Source organism: Chitinophaga rhizophila, from assembly GCF_019492185.1.
Taxonomy (GTDB): Bacteria; Bacteroidota; Bacteroidia; order Chitinophagales; family Chitinophagaceae; genus Chitinophaga; species Chitinophaga rhizophila.
The window spans coordinates 320351-341879 of record NZ_JAICCF010000005.1; the positions used below are offsets into that span (position 1 = coordinate 320351).

The 21529-nt window shown below is 45.5% G+C and carries 8 protein-coding genes and 1 tRNA gene; 7 read left to right on the plus strand and 2 right to left on the minus strand.

All coding sequences use genetic code 11. The annotated features are described in order from the left end of the window. The first annotated feature begins 71 nt into the window (after positions 1 to 71). From K1Y79_RS25605 to K1Y79_RS25615, 3 genes are read left to right on the plus strand one after another with little or no spacing between them, the layout of a single operon-like run. Complete coding sequence (locus tag K1Y79_RS25605; protein WP_220253062.1) at positions 72 to 4496, plus strand: hypothetical protein; 4425 nt, start codon at positions 72 to 74, stop codon at positions 4494 to 4496. Positions 4497 to 4506: 10 nt separating this feature from the next. After that, the gene (locus K1Y79_RS25610) at positions 4507 to 6588 is read left to right on the plus strand and encodes a fibronectin type III domain-containing protein (protein WP_220253063.1); all 2082 of its coding nucleotides are present in this window, start codon (positions 4507 to 4509) and stop codon (positions 6586 to 6588) included. Positions 6589 to 6598: 10 nt separating this feature from the next. Continuing rightward, positions 6599 to 12097, plus strand: coding sequence for a T9SS type A sorting domain-containing protein (locus K1Y79_RS25615; protein ID WP_220253064.1), 5499 nt, complete (start codon positions 6599 to 6601; stop codon positions 12095 to 12097). A 124-nt stretch (positions 12098 to 12221) separates the two neighbouring features. Here K1Y79_RS25615 and K1Y79_RS25620 read toward each other — a convergent pair whose 3' ends face one another. Then, a complete protein-coding gene (locus K1Y79_RS25620) occupies positions 12222 to 15914 on the minus strand; it encodes a glycosyltransferase family 2 protein (protein WP_220253065.1) in 3693 nt (1230 codons plus the stop codon). A gap of 49 nt (positions 15915 to 15963) precedes the next feature. Continuing rightward, positions 15964 to 17310 (minus strand): glycoside hydrolase family 2 TIM barrel-domain containing protein, encoded by a 1347-nt coding sequence (locus K1Y79_RS25625; protein WP_220253066.1) that lies wholly within the window; start codon positions 17308 to 17310, stop codon positions 15964 to 15966. A 213-nt stretch (positions 17311 to 17523) separates the two neighbouring features. Here K1Y79_RS25625 and K1Y79_RS25630 point away from each other — a divergent pair, with 213 nt between their 5' ends. The 4 genes from K1Y79_RS25630 to K1Y79_RS25645 all read left to right on the plus strand — a co-directional run bounded on the left by K1Y79_RS25630 (position 17524) and on the right by K1Y79_RS25645 (position 21438). Beyond that, complete coding sequence (locus K1Y79_RS25630; RefSeq protein ID WP_317197506.1) at positions 17524 to 18615, plus strand: SDR family oxidoreductase; 1092 nt, start codon at positions 17524 to 17526, stop codon at positions 18613 to 18615. 468 nt (positions 18616 to 19083) lie between these two features. Next, positions 19084 to 19157: transfer RNA gene (locus K1Y79_RS25635), tRNA-Pro, on the plus strand. A gap of 595 nt (positions 19158 to 19752) precedes the next feature. Continuing rightward, complete coding sequence (locus K1Y79_RS25640; protein WP_220253067.1) at positions 19753 to 20799, plus strand: phosphoribosyltransferase-like protein; 1047 nt, start codon at positions 19753 to 19755, stop codon at positions 20797 to 20799. 21 nt (positions 20800 to 20820) lie between these two features. Next, complete coding sequence (locus K1Y79_RS25645; protein ID WP_220253068.1) at positions 20821 to 21438, plus strand: NADAR family protein; 618 nt, start codon at positions 20821 to 20823, stop codon at positions 21436 to 21438. Positions 21439 to 21529: the final 91 nt, after the last annotated feature.

Here is a 21529-nt window from a genome sequence, read left to right on the forward strand (position 1 = left end):
TATAAAAGCCTTTTGAATATAATTTAAATAAGCACATTCTTATATACAGGCTTACGAGCCATCCCTATCCTATGATAAGACATCTATACCTATTGATCATTGCTTGTTGCTTTGCATTGCCTGGCTTTGCCCAGCAGCGCACGCCACTGGAACAGCATATCCATGACTGCTGGAAGCTTGTCCAGGAACGGAGGGTGACTGAAGCGCTCAACGGTACATCTCTTTATGACAAATTAAAAGATACCTCCGGAGGTTTTCAGCTGCCACTGGGTATTGGCGGTGGCAATAATGGAAAGCCGCCTGTCATCGTAGACAGTATCCGCTTCCTGCCTGACCATGCTGAGATCACTACTTTTATGGTTGTTACCCTGCCGGGCAGCGATAAAGAACTCATGTTTGCCGCCCGAGGAGTCCCCCTGAGTAGCCAGGGTGGATTAGTAGGCACTGCCCGTATGGAGCTGGTTAACCAGGTGCCAGTAAGACTATTTGGGGATAGTACTGCTATTACCTTCATGCCCGGAAAGACATACATTGAATTTGACTGTAATGGTTTTAAAAAGCTGGGTATCGGAGCCGAGATTGACATGACTAAAAAGCTGGTAAGGCTCAACCCAGACGGTACGCAGAACCTTCAAGACAGAGTAAAAGCAAAGTTTGAGACTACTGTAACTGACCTCAATGATATTCTCGCAGCTGTATCTATTGAGCCTTTCCAGGTGAGAGGTGTAAAGAACGTAACGTTCACTGTGCAGGATGCAGTAATTGACCTCAGCGATGATAATAACAGTACCGGCATGGTATTCCCCACGGAATATACTGCTGATGACAAGTCTTTCTGGCGCGGCTTTTACCTGCGTGCATTTACAGTTGAGTTACCGCCAGAATTGAAAGACAGAAAAAGTAAAAAGGCAAAAGCCTTCGCTGTCCGGAATGCCCTTATAGATGAAAAAGGGTTTAGTGGTGAAATAAGTGCCAAACACCTGATACCACTGGAAGACGGAGATCTGGGTGGATGGTCTTTTTCTGTAGATGAGGTGAAGCTGGACTTTGTAGCTAATCAGTTAAAGGCTGGTTCCCTGGTAGGCGGCGTAAATGTACCTATTACAGGTGACACAACACGATTTGACTATAATGCGGTGTTTCACCCAGGAGAAGAGTATGTATTCAATATTAAACCTAAAGATAGTGTAGACTTCGACATTTTCACCGCCAATGTCATGCTGCTACCATCGTCTTACCTGGAGGTGGCTGTGAAAGATGGGAAGTTTCAGGCGATGGCTAATCTTTCAGGTACCATGTCTGTTCTGGGAAAGTCATCTGCCGATAGCTCAGGTAAATCCGGTACGATGCTTTCTGTTCCTGATATCAGATTTGAACAGCTGGTGGTATCTACACAAGCACCCTTTATCCATAGTGGTACTTTTGCCCTGACAGGTAGTTTGAAAATGCCAAAGATAGGTGGATACGGCATTTCGATTAATAAGATCAATTTTGTAAAAGACGGTGAGAAGAGAGGTATTTCCTTTGATGTGAACGTAAACCTGATGAATGCGAAGGATAGCAAAAATGGGTTCTCTGCAGATGCCTCATTAGCTGTCTTAGGTAAAGTATTGCAGCAGGAAGATGGTCGCCAGCGTTATCGGTTCAGCAATGTGAAAATAAGCAGGATTGCAATTGATGTTAACCAGGGTGCCTTTGCCCTAAAAGGAAGTCTTGAACACTTCGATAGCGATGAAGTATATGGTGATGGTTTCAAAGGTAGTATCGCGGCCAGTATCAATATGTGCGGTGGCAGCCTGAAGATGGATGCCATGGCATTATTTGGTGCCGTGCAGGAACATAAATACTGGTACGCCGATATCATGGTTGATTTTCCAACGGCCTTCCTCATCATTCCTCCGGCTATTGCTGCAAAAGGATTTGGCGGAGGACTCTACTATGGCGTCAAGCCTATCGCCCTCTCTGATGATGCCTCAAAATATAAATTGGGTGCGACTTCTACAGGTGTCAGGTACAAGCCGGATGCTAACGCCGGCATTGGTGTCAAAGCTTCTATCAAGTTTATTGCTGGCAGCGAAAAGGCTATTAACGGACTAGTCGCATTTGAGATATCCTTTAATAAAGGGGGTGGCGTTAACCGCATCACCTTCCGTGGACAATGCAATGTGCTCAGTATTCCAATCGCTACAGGTACAGATGTCATGAAGACGATGTACGAAAAGCAATTGAAGACAGATGACGGACAATCAGATAAATACGATCCTAACCAGATTGTGCCGGAAGGAGCTATCTCTGTTGGACTAATGGTAGATGTAGACTTTGAAAATGAGATCTTCTATGCCAATCTGAAAGCATACATCAATGTGGCGGGCGTAATAAAAGGTACTGGTAACCGCGGACTAGCTGGTGAAGGCGAGATCTATGCTGGTCCTGACGGATGGCATATGTATATGGGCACGCCGGATAATCCTGTAAGTATCAGTATCCTTGATCTGGCAAAGGCATCATCCTATTTTATGGTAGGGAAAGACCTACCTGGTAGTCCGCCGCCACCTGCTAACGTATCGTCCATCCTGGGCGGGATGGATCTTGACTACATGCGGGATATGAACTCCCTGAGTAGTGGTACCGGGTTCGCATTTGGTGCAGGGCTGAACTTTGACACAGGAGATATGTCTTTCCTCATGTTCTATGCACGTTTTGCCGCAGGACTTGGCTTTGACGTGATGATGAAAGATTATGGAGATAACTTCCATTGTGAAGGTAAATCCGGACCTATCGGTATCAACGGTTGGTTTGCCAACGGACAGGTATATGCATACTTCCAGGGGAAGATCGGTATCAGGGTAAATCTGTTCTTCAAGAAGGGCAACTTTGATATTATTGATCTGGGTGCAGCAGCTGTACTACAGGCAAAACTGCCTAATCCTACCTGGATGCGCGGTATTGTAGGTGGACGGTTTAGTATACTGGGCGGTATGGTCAGCGGCGATTGTAAATTTGAAGTTACGCTGGGTAAAGAGTGTAAGATCGTTAGCAATAATATCTTCGCAGAAGCAGGTGTGCAGGTGATCGGGGACTATACACCAGCAAAAGGTGCTACCGCGGTTGACGTATTCGTAGCCCCACAGATTGTCTTTAATATGCCGGTAGGAAAGGTGTTTAACATTACTGATGATATTGGCAAACGCTTGAACTTCCGCGCCAGACTCGAATACTTCAATATACGTGAAGGCGCTAATAATATCCCGGCGACCATGGAATGGAACAGCGATAACACCGTAGTAATCCTGCATACGCCAAATATCCTCCCGGGTGAGAAGACACTCAGAATGACTGCGCGCATCAGCTTTGAGCAGGAGAGCAATGGTAGCTGGACGCCGTATATGGTAGACGGCGCGCCATATGCTGAAGTGATAGACCATGACTTCATTACAGACAAAGAGCCATTGGTGATTCGCCCGGATAACGTCTCTTTCACCTATCCGGTTATTAACCAGCGTAACTATTACAAAGGCGAAAGCAGCAATGGATACATCCTGCTGAAAAAAGGACAGGACAACCTTTTTGCAAAGAGCAATGATTTTAAACAGATAGGCCGCTTAACTGCAGAAGGTGATACGCCGCAAGAGTTCCCATTGTTCTACACCACCGGAAAGGTGAGTTTCTCTATGCCTCAGCATCTGAAAAATGACAAGATATACACCCTTGAATTATTGCATGTGCCAACTGTTGAAAACGCAGATATAGACAGGAACGTTACTATTACTAAAACTAGTGCCGGCAATGCAGGTACTGGAAGTCTTACTGTGCAGACTAAAACAGCAGAAGGTACCTTGAATAATCTTACGGAGAGAGTAATCTATACGTTACAGTTTAGAAGTTCGATATACAGCACCTTCAGCGAAAAGGTAGACCGTTTGCCTGCTGTTGCTACCAGCTGGCCGCTCGATAATGGTATTGATGAACTTAGATTCATGCAAACCAATAATGAGCTGTTCGATGCGCAGGAAATAGACGAGAATGGTAACAGCCAGGTATTACAATTTGAAGCAGTACTTGAAGGTATTCCATGGTACATGGACAACTTCTATCCTTATGTATATGCCGGGTACCCTGTATCATCTGCACTTGAACTGAACTGGAGAAATACTGCTGTCATGGGCGTGCCACCGGTGAAAGCTATTTACCTGAGACAGCATCCTGCGGGGCTCAAGCTAGGAGATAGTAATGAGCGTATCCGCGAGGGCGCATCGGTATTTGTATATAATCTACCTTACTATATGGCATATGACTATGTACACATGCAGGCACGTGTTGCTGATGTCATGGCTACTAATCCTGCCGCTGCGCCTGAACGGATGAGGGAAATACTGATCAGGCCTTACAAGCGTATTACAGCTGGTAGCTATAAGTTTAAAATCAAGTATGTGTTGCCCGGAACCAATACGGTAACATCAGAAAAAGTAATCACCATTCCTTTCTCAGGAATATAAACTGATAAGTATGATAAGAGTAGTTGGGCGTTTGTGTCAATGGGGGGTGTCTGCGCTGTTATGTTTACTTACCTTACAAGGGCAGGCACAGAAAAAAGCAGCTACGGGTGTAGCATTACTGGCTTCTGCAGCAGAAGATTCTATTCTGCTGCGCTGGGCTCCGGTCAATACAAGTTTCTGGCAGCAGGCCAACATGCAGGGATATGTAATTAAGCGGTATACCATCCTGCGTGACGGGAAAGTATTGTCAGTGCCGGAAGAAAAACTGCTGACTGCACAACCTGTCAAACCATTGCCATTGCCACAATGGGAGAAGATAGTCCAAATAGATGAGCGGTGGGGTGCTATTGCTGCTCAGGCGTTGTATGGGAAAGACTTCGACCTGACTGCTGCTGGCGGCGGCAGTGGTAGTGTGATGTCTATCTACCAGAAGTCAAAGGAGGCGGATAACCGTTACAGCTTCGCATTATTCTCTGCTGATCAGTCATGGATAGTGGCAAAGGCATCAGGGCTGGCTTTCGTAGATAAAGAGGTCACTAAAAGTGAAAAATACCTCTATAGAGTATATATCAATGGTGTAAAAGCGGATACAGGATTTGCCTTTATCGGCATTGCGGAGAAACAGTCTTTACCTGCACCAAGAGACCTCCGTGCTGAAAAAACAACCAAGGCAGTTATGCTCAGCTGGGATAAGGTGATGTTCAGTAACCTTTATAATGCCTACATCCTTGAGCGCTCGGATGATAATGGTAAGACCTTTACCCGTGTAACAAAAGAACCTATTGTGAACGCTGATAAGGGTGTAAATGATCAGCCACAGCAGCGCATCTTCTACATTGATACAGTGCCTAAACCTGGTCAGCCGAAAGTATACCGTATATATGGTATTACGCCGTTTGGTCAGATCAGCGCGGCTTCTGACACTATCCATACTATGGTGCTGGAAGCTGTTGATGCCCATCCTTCTATCACTGGTACAGCGATCTTAAATAACGGCATACTTATTAAGTGGATGATGCCACCTTCGCCTGTGAAGGTCAGCGGCTTTGACATTGAACGTAGCAGCAGCCTTAAAAAGAAGTATGTCAGGATCAATAAACAACTCCTTTCTCCGGCAGATACTGTATTTATGGACGATGCACCAAAAGCTTCCAACTACTATAAAGTCAAGGCTTACCTGGCAGATGGGCGCTCTATGTCTTCCTTCGCACAGTTTGTACAGCTACTGGATAGTATTCCTCCGGCAGTGCCTGATAGCCTTTCTGGGGTGATCAGTGATTCGGGGTATGTGCAATTAACATGGAAAGCTAATACGGAAGCAGATATATACGGTTACAGAGTGTTCAGGGCAAATAGTCCTGACGCTGAATTTGTCCAGGTAACAAGGACTCCGGCACGCAGTAACCACTTTGCTGATACAATTGAAGTAAAGACACTGACGAAGTATATCTATTACAAAATAGTTGCATTAGATGCGCATTATAACCCGTCTGAATACTCAGCAGTATTACAGCTGAAGCGCCCAGACGTGGTACCTCCCGTACCGCCTGTATTTACGAATGCCCATGCCTCTGCGGAGGGCATCTTCCTGCAATGGCAGCCAAGTACGAGCGATGACGTTGTAGCTTACAGGCTTCTGCGTACAATAGAAGGTGCAGTAGGGGTTAAAATGTTTCTTTTACGCGATAGCGCTGTTTCATTCACAGACACTACGTGCGAAAGAGGGGTAAAATACCAATACCAGGTAGTGGCCATCGATGATAGTCAGCTGACCGGTACTTCAAAAGTACTCAGTATGCAGCGTATCGATATGGGTAACCTTGAAGGAGATCGTACCTTGAAAGCAGCTATAGATCGGGATAATAAAAGCATCCGGTTACGATGGAAGCTGCCTGAAGGTGTAACCCGCATATGGGTGTACCGTGCCGCAGATACCACGCCGATGCGACTCTATAAAACGCTGGATGGTAATGCCAGAGAGTACATAGATACTGATCTATTGATCAATACCGTATACAGGTATAAAGTGAAACTGCAACGTCAGGCGGATGGTTCATCCCTGTTTACCGAAGAAATAACCCTTAATTACTAGCTCGTAATTTATGTTCAAGCATAAACAATTTATCCTATCCCTTTCGCTGTTATTCGTATCATTTGGTGCGTATGCGCAACAAACGATCTATGAAATTGGCTGGGGGGCTACCATAAGACTTACTGGTTCAGGTTGTACCCGGACAAATGTAAATGCCAGGGTGCAGGTCGTGGGATCTACTCCTGAATATACCTATTCATTCGGCGGGCAGTATGCTGCTACTGACGGGCAGTATCACATCTATTCATCGACAAGACCTATCAGTATCACCCTGGGTGGTCATACTAGCAATAGTATGGATTTTACCATCGATGAAAATGGAAACGGCAAGGCGTACAATGTTATTGAGCCAACCCGGGAGGACTGTATGCGTGTAGGATCTACGCTGAACGCAGGTTATACTACTATCCAGGTAGTTATTGCTAATGACAACCTGAAACCTGCATACTGCCCTGCAGAAACTTTCAATCTGGGCTTGCCGGGGTCTCCTTCCTCTGTAGTCTGGAAATTGAATGTAAATGGCAGGGGGGCTGTTAACTATAGAACAGGTGGTAAAACCCTGGCTGTTAATTTCCAGGAGATAAGTGCATTCGTATCTGCTATGGGTATCAACCCCTCCGGTGCTAACCTGATATTCTCGGCTACCGCACAGTACGGGCAGATCTCAGTAGATGTACCGTCTGCTCCGGGATTCTCTTACTCTGCGGATATACCTCGTCCAACTACTATTACCACAAGCGTACCTGCCTGTTTTAATCAGAATGGCACTGTCAATTTCAATGATATAAGAACTGCTAACGGTCAGCCCTTCACAGGTAGTCCGGTGTTTTATATTAAACTGGAGAACAGGGCGACTGGCGCTGTTACCAATGTGATGATTGACAGAGCAAATTTGTCTGTCTCCATGCCGGTAGGAGAGTATAATGCCATTGCGGTAGAGAGAAGTACTGATACGGAAAATAGTACTCCCTGTATATGGAAATACGGTGGTGTGGTAAAGATCGATCCTGCTGCTGAAATAATGCCATTTACGCAACTTACCTGTGTGAACGGTGCGCCTGCTGTAACTTTATCTGCCACAGGCGGTAAGGGACCACATAATTTTAGTCTCGGTGGTACTGTCAATCCGGCAAACAATACATTTACCGGGCTTAATCCGGGTACGCTTTATACATTCACCGTTACTGATGCAAATGGCTGTGTCAAAAACATCCAGGTAACCACTCCTGCTGCTGTTGCCCTCAGCCGCACCGGCCTGGTAGCACCCTCCGGCACAAATGCTAATGGTAGTATAACTGTCGCTGCGTCAGGTGGTGCAGGCCCGTATGAATACTCCCTGAATGGTACCAACTGGCAGCAGTCAAATGTTTTTAACGGACTGGCGGCTGGCAACTACCGGTTGTATGCGCGCGATAGCAGAGGTTGTATTTCTCCGGTTACGCTGGACGTAACCTTGCAGGCGCTTGATTTTACCTTTACTACCACCGGTGCTTCCTGTAGTGATATAGCTGATGGTCAGATCAGCGTTGCTGTAACCGGCGGTGCTGCTCCCTACTCTTACCGTTTAAACAACGATGCATACCGCAGAGACCAGGCTGTATTTACTCAACTATCTGGTGGCAACTATAACATATGGGTACAGGATGCTAACGGCGTTACGCTGAATAAGCCGGCCGTTATTGCTGCCCCTGCTCCGCTAGTGATTACCGCTGTTAATGTTACAGACGTCATCTGCCGGGATATGTCTGATGGATCTATAACTGTCAATGCAGGTGGCGGTAATGGCGGTTACACTTACTATATCAACAATAGTCTGCCACGACAAACAAGTACATTCCCTGTAAGTGCAGGCGTCTATACCATGCGTGTAGACGATAGCAAAGGTTGTTCTGTAACTGCGCCGGCTGTCACTGTAACGCAACCGCCGCTGAAAGTAGCTGTTACGCCGCAAGTGAAGGATGTAGCCTGTTTCGGTACTGCCACAGGCGTAATTACACTTGCCGGCTCTAACGGAACTGCGCCATACTCCTATAGCCTGGAGGGTGGAACCTGGCAGCCAAATGAATCATTTACTGTGCAACAGGGCACTTATACACTGGCTGTCAGGGATGCAAAAGGATGTGAGAATACAGTTACGAACGTATTAGTCAGACAGCCAGCGCTGCTTACCGTGCAGCAGGATGCTATTACTCCGGTAAGCTGTAACGGATTCACAGATGGCAGGATAACGGTATCTGCAAATGGTGGTACTGGTACTGTACGTTATTATATCAATACGGCCCCATTGGTACCAACTAATGGCACTTTTACCGGACTGGCAGCTGGTACTTATACCATCACTGCGAAGGACGATAATGGATGTGCTGCAAGTGTTGTGGCGACAGTAATTGAACCTGCTATTATTACTGCACAGGCTTCATCAATTGATGTACTGTGCTATGGACAGTCTAATGGTAGTGTACGCGTGGATAATGTAGCCGGTGGTAATGGCGGTTATACTTACGCTATTGATAATGTCAACTTTAACAATAACGCCCGGTTTGAGAACCTACCTGCCAATAGTTATACTATTTACATCAAAGACCAGAAAGATTGCCGGGCACAGGCGGTTGCTACGGTATCTCAATTAACTGCCATAGACTTTACTGCTGCAGCCTATCCTGCTTTGTGTAATGGTGGCGCTACGGGCCGTATAGAAATAGTAGCCTCCGGTGGTACAGGTACATACACATATTCCCTGGATGGTAGTATTTTTGATGCAAATGCTGTAATAACCGGACTGACTGCTGGCAGTAAATCCATCACTGTCAAAGATGGTAATGCTTGTCAGTTATCTAAATCATTCCTGATAGAACAACCTGCTCCACTTATCCTGTCGCTGACCAATGCTGTAAAAGTAAGCTGCTTTGGCGGCAATAACGGGAGTCTGACCGTAATAGCTACCGGTGGTACAGCGCCATTTGAATATGCTATTAACAATGGCGCTTACCAGTCCTCTGGTCTGTTTGAACAACTTACTGCGGGTACCTATCACATTACTGTCAGAGATGGCAACCGGTGTACAACAAGTCTTGATGAAACGGTTGCTCAATTCAGCAGTATTGGCATTGAGGCGATCAACACCACTGATATCCTTTGCGCAGGAACTTCTACCGGCGCTATCAACCTTTCTGCTAACGGCGGCGCGGGTGGATATACCTTTGACTTTAACAATGCAGGATACAGATCTGAAAGCAACTGGACATCCCTGCCAGCTGCCAACTATCAGCTACATATCAAAGATATCAATGGTTGTACAGCAGGCTTTGTACTGCCTGTTAAGGAATTATATGCGCCGCTTCATGTCGATATTACCTCTAATCCACCTGCTACCTGCGAAGACAGAGGTGCTATCATTATCAATAGTACCAGTGGGGGGCTTCAGCCTTACGCTTACAGCCTTGATGATGTTCAGTATACTACTGAGACAACTTTTGGTCAGTTGCTGAATGGCGACTACACGGTATATATCAGAGATGTAAACGGTTGTACTATCACCAGGACGTTATCTCCTTATGGCCCTGTTACTATCAGAGGACGTGTGACTGCTACTGACGTATCTTGTAAGAACGGAAGTAATGGTACACTCACTGTGGCTGATGTAAGCGGCGGTAATAATACATACGAGTATTCTGTGGATGGTATAAACTTTCAGTCTTCTCCGCTATTCAGCGGATTGAAAGCAGGTGTGTACCCTGTGCAGATACGGGATGTACCATATACCTGCAGGATTGTTATTAATACACCTGTTAATGAACCTACGCAACTTACACCGGCATTAACTAATAGGGTACATGTGAAGTGTTTTGGTGAAGCAAACGGGCAGCTAACTATTGGTGCTACCGGTGGTGTCTTACCATATGTATGGTCTATCGACGGAGCAAACTATCAGTCTGCTTCAACATTTGAGGCCTTGACTGCGGGTAACTATACAACTTATGTAAAAGATGCGAACGGTTGTATTACTATGTTACCGTTAACTATCAACCAGCCAGATATACTTGCTGCACGGGTAAGCGAACAATCAGAGCCGGCTTGTTATGGCGACGCCAATGGTCGTATAGCGCTGACTGCCATCGGAGGTACTCAGCCTTATACTTATCAGGTAAACAATGAAGTGCGCACAGCACCTGTTTTCGGCGGACTTATCCAGGGTAGCTATAACCTGAAAGTGACCGACATACAGGGATGCCAGGTGACATTATCAACAGACCTCCACCAGCCCGCGGCGTTCAAACTAGCCGTTGCCAGTCTTGAAGATGTCAGCTGCTTTGGTCGTTCTGAAGGTGTTATTACCTTAGCCGCTGATGGTGGTACGTTGCCATATAGCTATACATTAAACAACCTGCCTCCGCAGAACACTCCGGTATTTCAACATCTGCCCGCAGGAGAGTACCTGCTACAGGCCAAAGATGCGCATGGTTGTGCAGGAAACCTGGCACCCCGCATCAATCAACCTGCTTTGCTGACGTATACCAAGACCGTTCATCAGCCTGTATGCAGCTACTCGGAGGATGGCGCTGTGACTGTCACTATGAACGGCGGTACCTTGCCATATACTTACAACTGGTCTAATGGTGCCGTTACTGCCGGTGTAGAGAAACTTAATGGAGGTACTTACGCTGTTGTAATGAAGGATGCGAAAGGCTGTGAGCTGAGCGATCAGACGATTATTACTATGCCGGAAGCAATACTGGTTAACCTGGGCTTCCGCGATACCGTACTATGTGTAGGACAACAGTTGCATCTGAGTGCTGGCAATCCTGGTAAGACTTACCTGTGGCAATCGGACGCCGGATTCACTTCTGTATCCCAACAGGCGACTGTAGGCGAAACCGGTAACTACACGCTTAAGGTGACAGACCAATATGGCTGCTTCACTGAAACGCCTTTCTCCCTGACTACATCCCTGGAAGCTCTAACGGCTGAGTTCCTGGTATCTACCTATAATGCTGTCGGAGATACTGTTGTTATCATGGACGTATCCCGTCCGAAGCCGGTAAGTGTAACCTGGTCCCTGCCTGCTGATGGCCGTGATGCCGGTAGTAATGCTGATGGAAGTATTCGCCAGATGATCTTTGATCAACCGGGTACTTACCGTATTGATCTGGTAGCCAGATTAGGCGAATGTGCCGCATCCAGCAGCAAAGAGATCACCATCCTGCCTAAGGAGCAACAGGCAGATATTGACAGTCTGATAGGCTACAGGGAGTCGCTGATCAAGGATGTAGTAGTGTCTCCTAATCCTGCTTCGTCCCAGTTTAAGGTTGACATAAAGCTATCTAAAACAGCAGACGTTCAGGTGCGTGTGATCAGCTTCAATAATGGTCAGGTGGTTGACATGAAGCAGTCCGGAGGAGCAGACAAATACCAGGTATCCTTTGATGCTGAAAGATTACAACAGGGTATATATCTGATAGGCATACAAGTCAAAGATGAATACATTGTCAGGAAACTACTGAAAATATAATGGTTAAAAGAGGGCGCTTCACCACAAAGAAGCGCCTCTTTTATTTTATTGCAATCTGTCTTTACAGGTTAATTGATCTGCGAGTATCTGCCGGCCGGCAATATCAGGGATGTCTTTGAGAGCTTTATTGCTTACGCCAGGGGGTATTTAATGTAGCAGATGTTGTCGTTACAAACTTATCTTTTCCGGCTACCAGGTATAACCGGTAATGCGCCGGAGATACTGGTATCGATAAATGCAATGTTGCCCCCGTACCGGCGTGCTGCATATAGATCGGATTTCCCCACCTGTCTACCTTATACAGGTACCAGTTAAATTGTAAAGATGGATCAAAATAGCCATCCAGGTTCCATTGCCCTTTCTCCTGTACCAATGCACGATAAGAAAGTACTGATCCCGGTTCTGTAACCCTGGCGGGCTTCAGAATCTTTATCTCCGGAAGCGAAGGGCCGCTGAGCGGAGCATGCCAGTGAGCTGCAAGTCGTAACGCTGCCGGTTTGTAATGACCTTTTATATCTGTCAGTCCGTTAAACGTGACAGCGTCTCTTGTCTGCATATCCTGCCAGGCATCTATGAATACCGGACCTTTTATATCTCCGGATAAATATGCCTCTACATCGACTCCACTTAAGAAGCAAGGCATATTTCCAGCTGTAAATGCTGCTGCAGTACTATCCTTCAGGGAGGTGATACCAATGGCAGACAGCTCCGGAATAGCTGCTGCAATCGTCTGTGCTGCGAGTGTATATTGCGGGCCCGCTGGCAGATCAAGCGTTACCGGTCTGGAAGGATCGGCTGCTTTTATCTGCAATACCAGTTTCTTTAACCACACTATATATTGATCCTGGTGATATAGCAGTGACGGCTTACTATACATCTTGTCCAGCTCTTCCCAGTAATTGTGTCCCAGGTGCCAGCCAATGATCTGCTGATTGTCTTTATACTTTTTGACAGTACGGACTACAGACTGGATAAAGCTTTCCGGCCATTGTTCTGAACCATATTCCTGCTCAGGAGCCGGCATCCAGAATCCATACTGTATCTGCATGTCCAGGGCTGCGGCTGCGGCGAAGATGTTATGGTCGTATACGCCGGGACCATATCGCCGGATGGTATTGATACCCATACTACGCATCTCCTGCAGATCATTCACCACTTCTTTACGCGTGAGGGTGTGATGATTTCTGAACCAGGGAATGCCCTTCGCATATACCACTCCCCGGATGGTATTATTCAATAGGGTATCTGGTGGGCGTACTGTGGCAGGAGCGGTTGGTAATAGCAAGGTGTCATTTACCGGAATAGCGCTATGTTGTTCCAGGCGTTTCAGCAGTGATAATGGGGCCGAGGGATCCAGCAGTTCCCAATTCAGCATACCAGGTTTCATCTGATCTATCGTGTTTTTATCGAACCGGCTGTTAAAGAGAACTGTCGCGTGTATTTCCCGGAAACTATCTGCGATAGCATTAAATGCATCCTGCAACCAGCCACTTTGTCCTGGTTCATCTGCCAGCGAACCTGTTTCTGCTATCATCACAGGTATACCCGTACGGAACAGCGATAGCTGATGAAAAGGCTGATATAACTGATGGAAGCTATACCATTGTCCGTCGGGATGCCGCTTACCATAATTCAATACATTCACCGCCAGCCAGTCTACGTATGCTGTACCGGGGAAGTAGCTGTCTGCTGTATTCGCCTTCCAGGGATTCCATATCCAGATAACATTGCGCGCGCCTGCCCGGACGAAATAGTCATGTACATATCTCCAGGCGGCCACATATTCCGCAGGTGTATTCTGACCGCTCATTGACCAGGGATATCCGGGATTGTCCGGCTCATGGGCAAACCTGATAAACACCGGCCGTTGTATGGATATGATTTTTTGTACAAACCTTTCCAGGTAACTATTATACTTCCCTTCACTGATCCTGGCCAGCATTTTATGTTCGACTGCCTTTGGCGACTGCTGTGCAGCTGTTGTAAAGAGCGCTGCCCATGGCTCCCATGTAATCATCGGTAAGCCGTTGGCATTGTAGATAGCATGCAGTAACGAGTCATCAGGCAGGCAAGCTGCTGTTTCCCCCCAGGGGATGTATAATGATATAATATTGAATGGTGTTCCCTTGACCTTATTAAAATGCCGGAGGTCGGACAGTGAAGTAATGCCTGTTGTATCTGCCGGACTGAATAAGCCGGAATAGAATATGGCTTCTTTTGCCTGCGGTGCATCTCTGTAGGCTGAGGGAGGTCTGTTATCTTCATAGATGAACCAGGAGGTAAATCCGCAGATAATAATAGTCAGTGACATTGCGGACTTACGCATCATGACATATACGCTATGCCTGAATTTCCACAGGCGTATTTTGGTAGCATAATAGTGATGATAGACAAATTCTATTGTTGTCTTTGGCTGCTGATTGCTGATACGGCCTTTCCAGATACCCGCGAGGATATTGAACAACATGATCAGGCAATTCAGGAAGGCGATACCGGCCATGATCCATGCGTAGGGATTCCAGTCAAGCCATAGGCCATATATAACTGCTGTTAGTGAAATAAGCAGTATAATGGCATTTGGTATAAACAGTTTCCAGCTGGTACCTTCTTTGTCATCCTTCGGAGTAGGGATGTAGGGCACCTTTTTCCGGATGATCGTGTATATCAGCCCCAGAATATAAATCCACCAGGTGCCTATTAGTAGCAATCCTCCGACAATGTGAAACCCACTTTCATCTTCTGCCATCACCCATCGTTGCACAAAGTGGCGTACCAGTATGGTGCTGGCGATAAACGGGATACTAAGCATGCTGAAAGACAGGAAGTCATATTCGCAGGGAATAATACCCAGTGTTAAAGATAATACCGGTACCAGGAAGTTGAGGAAGAACATCATACCGGAGAAGTAATGAAACGGTAATGTAGCATAGTGTAGTTTCTGCCGCCAGGTGAATTTAGTAAATAGTTTAGGGTAGGTAACGAGTAATAACTCAAACGTACCACGGGCCCACTTGAGCTGTTGTTTGTAGTAGGCAGATAGGGTAGAGGGGACTAGTCCGAGCGTAAGTACTTCAGGTATATAGACAGACTTCCATCCTTTAGCGTGTAGTTGCATGGCCGTATGCATATCTTCTGCAAGTCCTGCCGCATGTCCGCCGATACTATCCAGTGCCCGTCGGCGGAAAGTACAGTTAGCACCGATAGCCTGTACCGTACCATAGGTATTCATGGTCATCATCATCGGGCCGTAGAACTGGAAGGTTTGTTGTGCCGCACCTTTGGCGATGATATTATCACCGATATTTCCATAAGCTTGTACAATCTGCACAAAGCCTATCTCCGGGTCAACGAAATAAGGCACTACGCGGTCGAGGAAGTCGGGCGTAGGAACATGATCCGGATCCATCACTACACATAATTCGCCTGTTGCAAACCGGAGGGCGTTGTTGATATTACCGGCTTTGGCGTCTTTACGGTTATCTCTTGTTACATGACGTACGCCGAGTTTCTGACAGACTGCTTTCAGATAAGGATCATCTGCTTCATCACATAGCCAGGAGGTGTGCGGATAAGTAATTGCCTGCATGGCAGTGAGCGTCCGGATGACCATCTCATACGGTTCACCGGCACAGAAGGTAGTCAGTATATCTACAGTAGGAGCGATGGCAGTGGTGGGCGGCTTCGGAATGGAGATATTGAAGTAATGATACCATTCATGCAGTACTTTCAGACAAAAGTAGATGATGCCCGACATCAACAGCCAGTACAGGATCTTATTCCCGATATTGGCACGGTTGAAGAGGTTGTACAGGAGCATTCCCATACTGATTATCCCGACTATGATGATAAACCGCAGGATAAATAATTCAGCGCGCGTTGGCCGGGTGACCCGGTTCCTTAGTGTTACTCTTTGTTCCAATTACGTAAAAAGGTGTATTGGCAGTTGCGATATTACCATATATGTCATAGACCCATGAATACAGTCTGTATGGCCCTTCTTTGGCAGGCGAGCGAAAAGTGATCTTCGCGCTGTTATGAGGGGTGATATACGTTTCATATTCGAGGGGTCTTACTATATTCCGTGGATCGAAGTCTTCATCAGTTACTTTCCAGTATATACGTAACTGCGAAGTATCCGGAGTTGTCAGTTGCAGTGTGGCTGTTTGTATAGTATCAGGACGCAGGAAGATATTATCCATGGCTTTCTTTCCGTTGACCAGCAATCTTTCAACAGCCGGAGGCGGATGTGCAGGTTGGCGGTTAGTCCAGCAGGCTTCCATTTCCTGCACGAGGGCAGTCTTTGCGCCACTTTGATCGATGATGCTGTACCACGTGGGCGTTACTTCCGTTTTATTCCCCCAGTAAAAGGTCATAGCCCCCAGGAATCGGGGATTGCTGACAGGCAGAAAGGTGGTATAAAACTCATGATAATACTTTGCTTTTTCAGTGCTGGTAGGTTCTATGGGTGCGCTCCAGGCAGTGGTAAGTGATTCCTGTGGAGAGTAGATACCCCATTCTGTAATCAGGAATGGGCCGTTCCATAACCAGCTGTTATCTGTTAGCTTTTGCTCCAGCTGTTTCAGATCGCCGAAAGTATTGAAGGAGATAAGATCGATGCCGGGTACTTTCATGCGCAGGTTCAGGATGTTTCTGAACTGGTAATTGATCATGGTAGTAGTGACCGGGTGATCGGGATCTTCGGCGTGTATCATCTCTACAAGATCATTGTATGCAGTATAGAATCTGTTGTAAGTGGGGCGGTAAGGGAAATCGACCTCATTACCCAGGCACCACATGAGCAGGGCGGGATGTGAACGGTACCGTTTTACCACGTCTCTGTAAGCGTTGTATTGTGCGGTCACTTGTTTTTCATCCTGATAGAAATCGTAAAGATATTTGCTTTCAGGTACGTAGAATCCGGCAATGACGGCGAGTCCGTTGTTGGCTGCTTCATCCAGGATTGCCTGCAGGTACGTGGTATCCCACGTACGGATGGTGTTGCCGCCGATTGCTTTGAGCGTGGACATGTATGTATAACCTGCGCCTCCTTTTACCAGGAAGGGCTGATTGTTTCTGTATAATATGTATTTGCCGTTCTCGCTGGCAATATAGACTTTCCCCCTCCTGGTAGCAGGAGAGCCTTTACAGGCGTATAGGGATAGCATAAGGAAACAGGCGAAAACCAGGTACTTGTTGGAAATAGCTGGAGCCATTAGGTAGATGATGGAATTTTATAACATCTTCGGACATTCACTGTTACTATAAATATATGAAAATCCGGACAAAAAAATACATGCGGCCGCTCTTTCCTGGCCGTTGAAGTGTAGCTGCTTGTAAACGTTATATAGGTACACTTTTCTACAGAATCAGCTGGCGCATTGCTGAGATGTAAGCCCATGGCCACTGGTATGATATTTTGATTATGGATGATAAACCCTGAAACAGAAGGCGGTGAAGATCTGCCTGATGTTATTTACAAAACACTTAATCAATTCAATGTAGTTAACATGGACAACAATAACTTATACAGCCGCCGCCAGGCTATTGGTGGCATTGGTGCAGGATTGGCTTCTCTGATGGTGGCGACGCCTTCGTTTGGCACACCGGGAGAGCGTACCGTAGCAGGAGTGGCAGCGGCAGGAATGGAGGATCCTGTGTCTAAATATCCAAAACCTCCTTTCAAGGAACAAACACAACCCTGGCCGGGACTGGCATCCAAAATGGAACCCAGACCCGACCACGGTGAAAACAGTTATAAAGGTTCTAATCGCCTGGCAGGCAGAAAAGCATTGATCACCGGCGGAGATTCGGGTATGGGAAGAGCGGCTGCTATTGCCTATGCACGTGAAGGCGCTGATGTGGCGATTAACTATCTGCCGGCAGAGGAAGAAGATGCACAGGAAGTAGTTGCCCTGATTAAAAAAGCTGGTCGGAAAGCAGTAGCTATACCTGGCGATCTGCGGGAGGAAGCTTTTTGTCAGAAGATGATAGCAGAAGCTGTTCGCCAGCTGGGAGGATTGGATATACTGGTAAATAATGCTGCACGTCAGCAGACAAAGGCCAGCATACTTGATATCACCAGCGAAGACTTTGATGCGACGATGAAGACAAACATCTACGCGCCTTTCTGGACTATCAAAGCAGCACTGCCTCATCTGAAACCCGGAGCAGTCATTATTGCTACCTCCAGCGTTCAGGCAACAGATCCTTCTGCAGAATTGTACGACTATGCACAGACCAAAGCTGCAACGACCAGTTATGTGAGATCGCTCGCTAAACAGCTGGCAGAAAAAGGTATCCGTGTGAATGGCGTAGCACCAGGTCCTATCTGGACTCCGCTTCAGGTAAGTGGAGGAGCGACAATGGAAAAGCTGAAGAACTTCGGCGGCGATACTCCGTTTAAACGTCCTGGTCAACCGGCAGAACTGGCGTCTATCTACGTGCAACTTGCAGCCAGCGATGCCAGTTATTCTACCGGCCAGATTTTCGGCGCTGCCGGCGGAGGTGGACAACCATAAATCATCACCTGATAAAAATCTCTAAAGGGTCGGCATCGCCGGCCCTTTTTGTTATTACCCTATGGATGCTGGCAGCGTATTTCTGCCTTTGATCTATGGTCATTTATCTAGGCTACTTCGATTGTCTGCTGATACCCGGTTTGACTTTTATATGATCGCAGCACCAAAAGGTCACTAAGAGGTCACTTGGATATCCCGGGGATATTGAGGTGACCTCTTAGTGACCTTTTGGGAGATAGATGGTATGAAACATTAGCCCTGATTAAGGCAATAATTCTACGTGTCTCTATGTATAACAATGCGATACATGATACGCATAGCTGGAAGATATAGTCAGATGATTATCAGTTGGATATGAGGCTTGCATGGAGTGTAGTAAATTTAAAAAATATGTATTTTTAAATTTTGAAAGATGAAATTTATTACTACATTTGCATCCCGTCGTTTTTAACGGCGGACACCGGTTTTCGGGACGTAGCGCAGCCCGGTAGCGCACTTGCATGGGGTGCAAGGGGTCGCTAGTTCGAATCTAGTCGTCCCGACCTTAGGCCGAAATACTTTATATTATTTTATACTAAAGTATTACGGAAAGCCCGCAGACATTGAGTTTGCGGGTTTTTTATTGCCCCTACCCATTTCAATGTATTTGATGGTAATTTTGGGAGAGTAATTGTTGTTAATTAGTAGTGTAAGTCTGAACATGAGATAGAAATACCGAGAGACTGATTTATGAATACTTTCTTAAAGATGTCCATTTAGCATAAGATAAATTTATTCAACATGCACAATAATATACGTTTGCTTTTCTTGAGTTGATATCAGGGTGTTATACAGCTCATATCCTAACTTTGGAGTTAAATAAGCAATTGCCCAAGTACTTTACTTGTAATGGAATCCAGGTTAGTTTTTTGTTGGAAAATATGAGAACTAATAATTGTTTAATTCTAAATTCGTACCAGTCTGCTGAGAGTTGTATTTATTAAGTAATAAAGGCTTATCGACGAATATTCAATTAAACTTTCAATTACATCCAGCAGCCCCAGCAGAAAATATTTAAAGTTTCGTACATTTGCATATCCCCCAATTCACTCAGGTAATAAAATAGTGGCTAACAATTAAGACAACACAACAAATAAAATGGAAGAAGTCGCTCAAAGTATCTATGACGTTATTCAAGATTACAGAAATCAGGATGGCATTTATATAAGTACTAGCAACATAATAAGTTGGGGCGAGCAATTTGGAAATGATGCTGAGTTTGTGCTTAATGAGTTATCACATCTACTCCCGCAAGTCTATATTTCTCGAAGAACAGCGAAGAACTATATTAAAGTGCATGTAGATCACTATGTAAGAAAATATAGCTATTCCTCTATTGCTGCTTTTCTATCTGACACTGAATTTGTGAATATGCAGGCAGCTCATAAAAGTCAATCTGCTATCCTCAGTTTATTGGAAGAGGTTCTTGGTGAGCAATATGGTGAATCTCGCATTAAATATCTAACCTTTCCCAAAAGACACTTTATATATTTTGACGACCTTTTGGCATCTGGTAGCACCATTGGAAATCATGCCGTACAATGGCTTCAAGCGGTTGATGCTAAAGGGAGATCGAACCATGACAAAATCATGGATGGTGAAATCACATTTTCCATTAGTCTTTTTTGTTGCCATACATGGGGATTGTCTTTTCAACAATATCGAATTAGTAGAATGTTCAGCAGTAAACTCAGCAATCGGATAAACTGGCGATGGGATTACGAGGTCCAAAATCATGCGAAATTTAACAACCAGCGCCTAAATGTTGCAAAGCCTATGAGAAGTATAGATCCGATTGTAAATACATATTTTGGTACACTGACGGCCACGAAGTATGAAGATTACGCTTTTAGAGAATTAAACACACCAGCGCAGGAAACTTTTTTCAGTAGTCCGGATAACAGAATAAAATTTGAAAATATCTTGTTATTGAAAGGGATCGAGATCATCAATAGGATTAAAGGTGATGTTCGCCCTAATATTAGGCCGTTGGGACTGATTAATCCAGGATACAAAGTTTTGGGACTAGGAACTCATTTTTTTACCTGGCGAAATATTCCGAATAATAGTCCCTTAGTTTATTGGTGGGAAGTGCCCGGGCACAATTGGCAGCCATTATTTTCGGTAGCAAATAGAGGAAATTAGAAAATTTTGTTACTTTGTAGTATGATTTTGGCTCAACGGGAATATAAACTTCAAGATGTAATAGCGTTTGCTAAAACTGATGGAAAGTTTGGCGGACTCTCCAATATGGCACCCGGTTATAATCTGTTCGTCAATGAAATTAATATTCAGAGTTCAGAGATTCTTTATCAGGCGTGTAGATTCCCTTTATTTCCTCATATCCAAGAGGAACTCATCAGGACGCAAAATCCGATGGACTCCAAATCAGTAAGCAGAAAATACGCTACATTGACCAGGCAAGATTGGGATATTGTTAGATTTAGAATCATGAGATGGTGTCTTGAGGTTAAATTGATTCAAAATTTCCCAAAATTTTCTGAATTGCTTCTTTCTACCGGTGATAAACCAATTGTCGAATATTCCACTAAGGATTCATTGTGGGGAGCTATTCCTCAATCTAAAGAAATACTTGTTGGAGTTAATGCATTAGGACGGCTTTTAATGGAGTTGCGAGCAAAAATTCAAACTGGCGCGCTTATTCAAGCAAGTGTCATTTATCCATTAGATATCCCAGCTTTTTTATTATTCAACAATAAGATCAGTGAAGTGCACAATGATGACTACTTTATTCATGATCTCGATGAAATCTACGCATATTAAGTCTGAAATATTACCAGAAGGTGACATACATTCTTATGTACGAGGAAGGATAGTATCCAACTGAAAAGGAGGAATTTACGATAATCAGCAT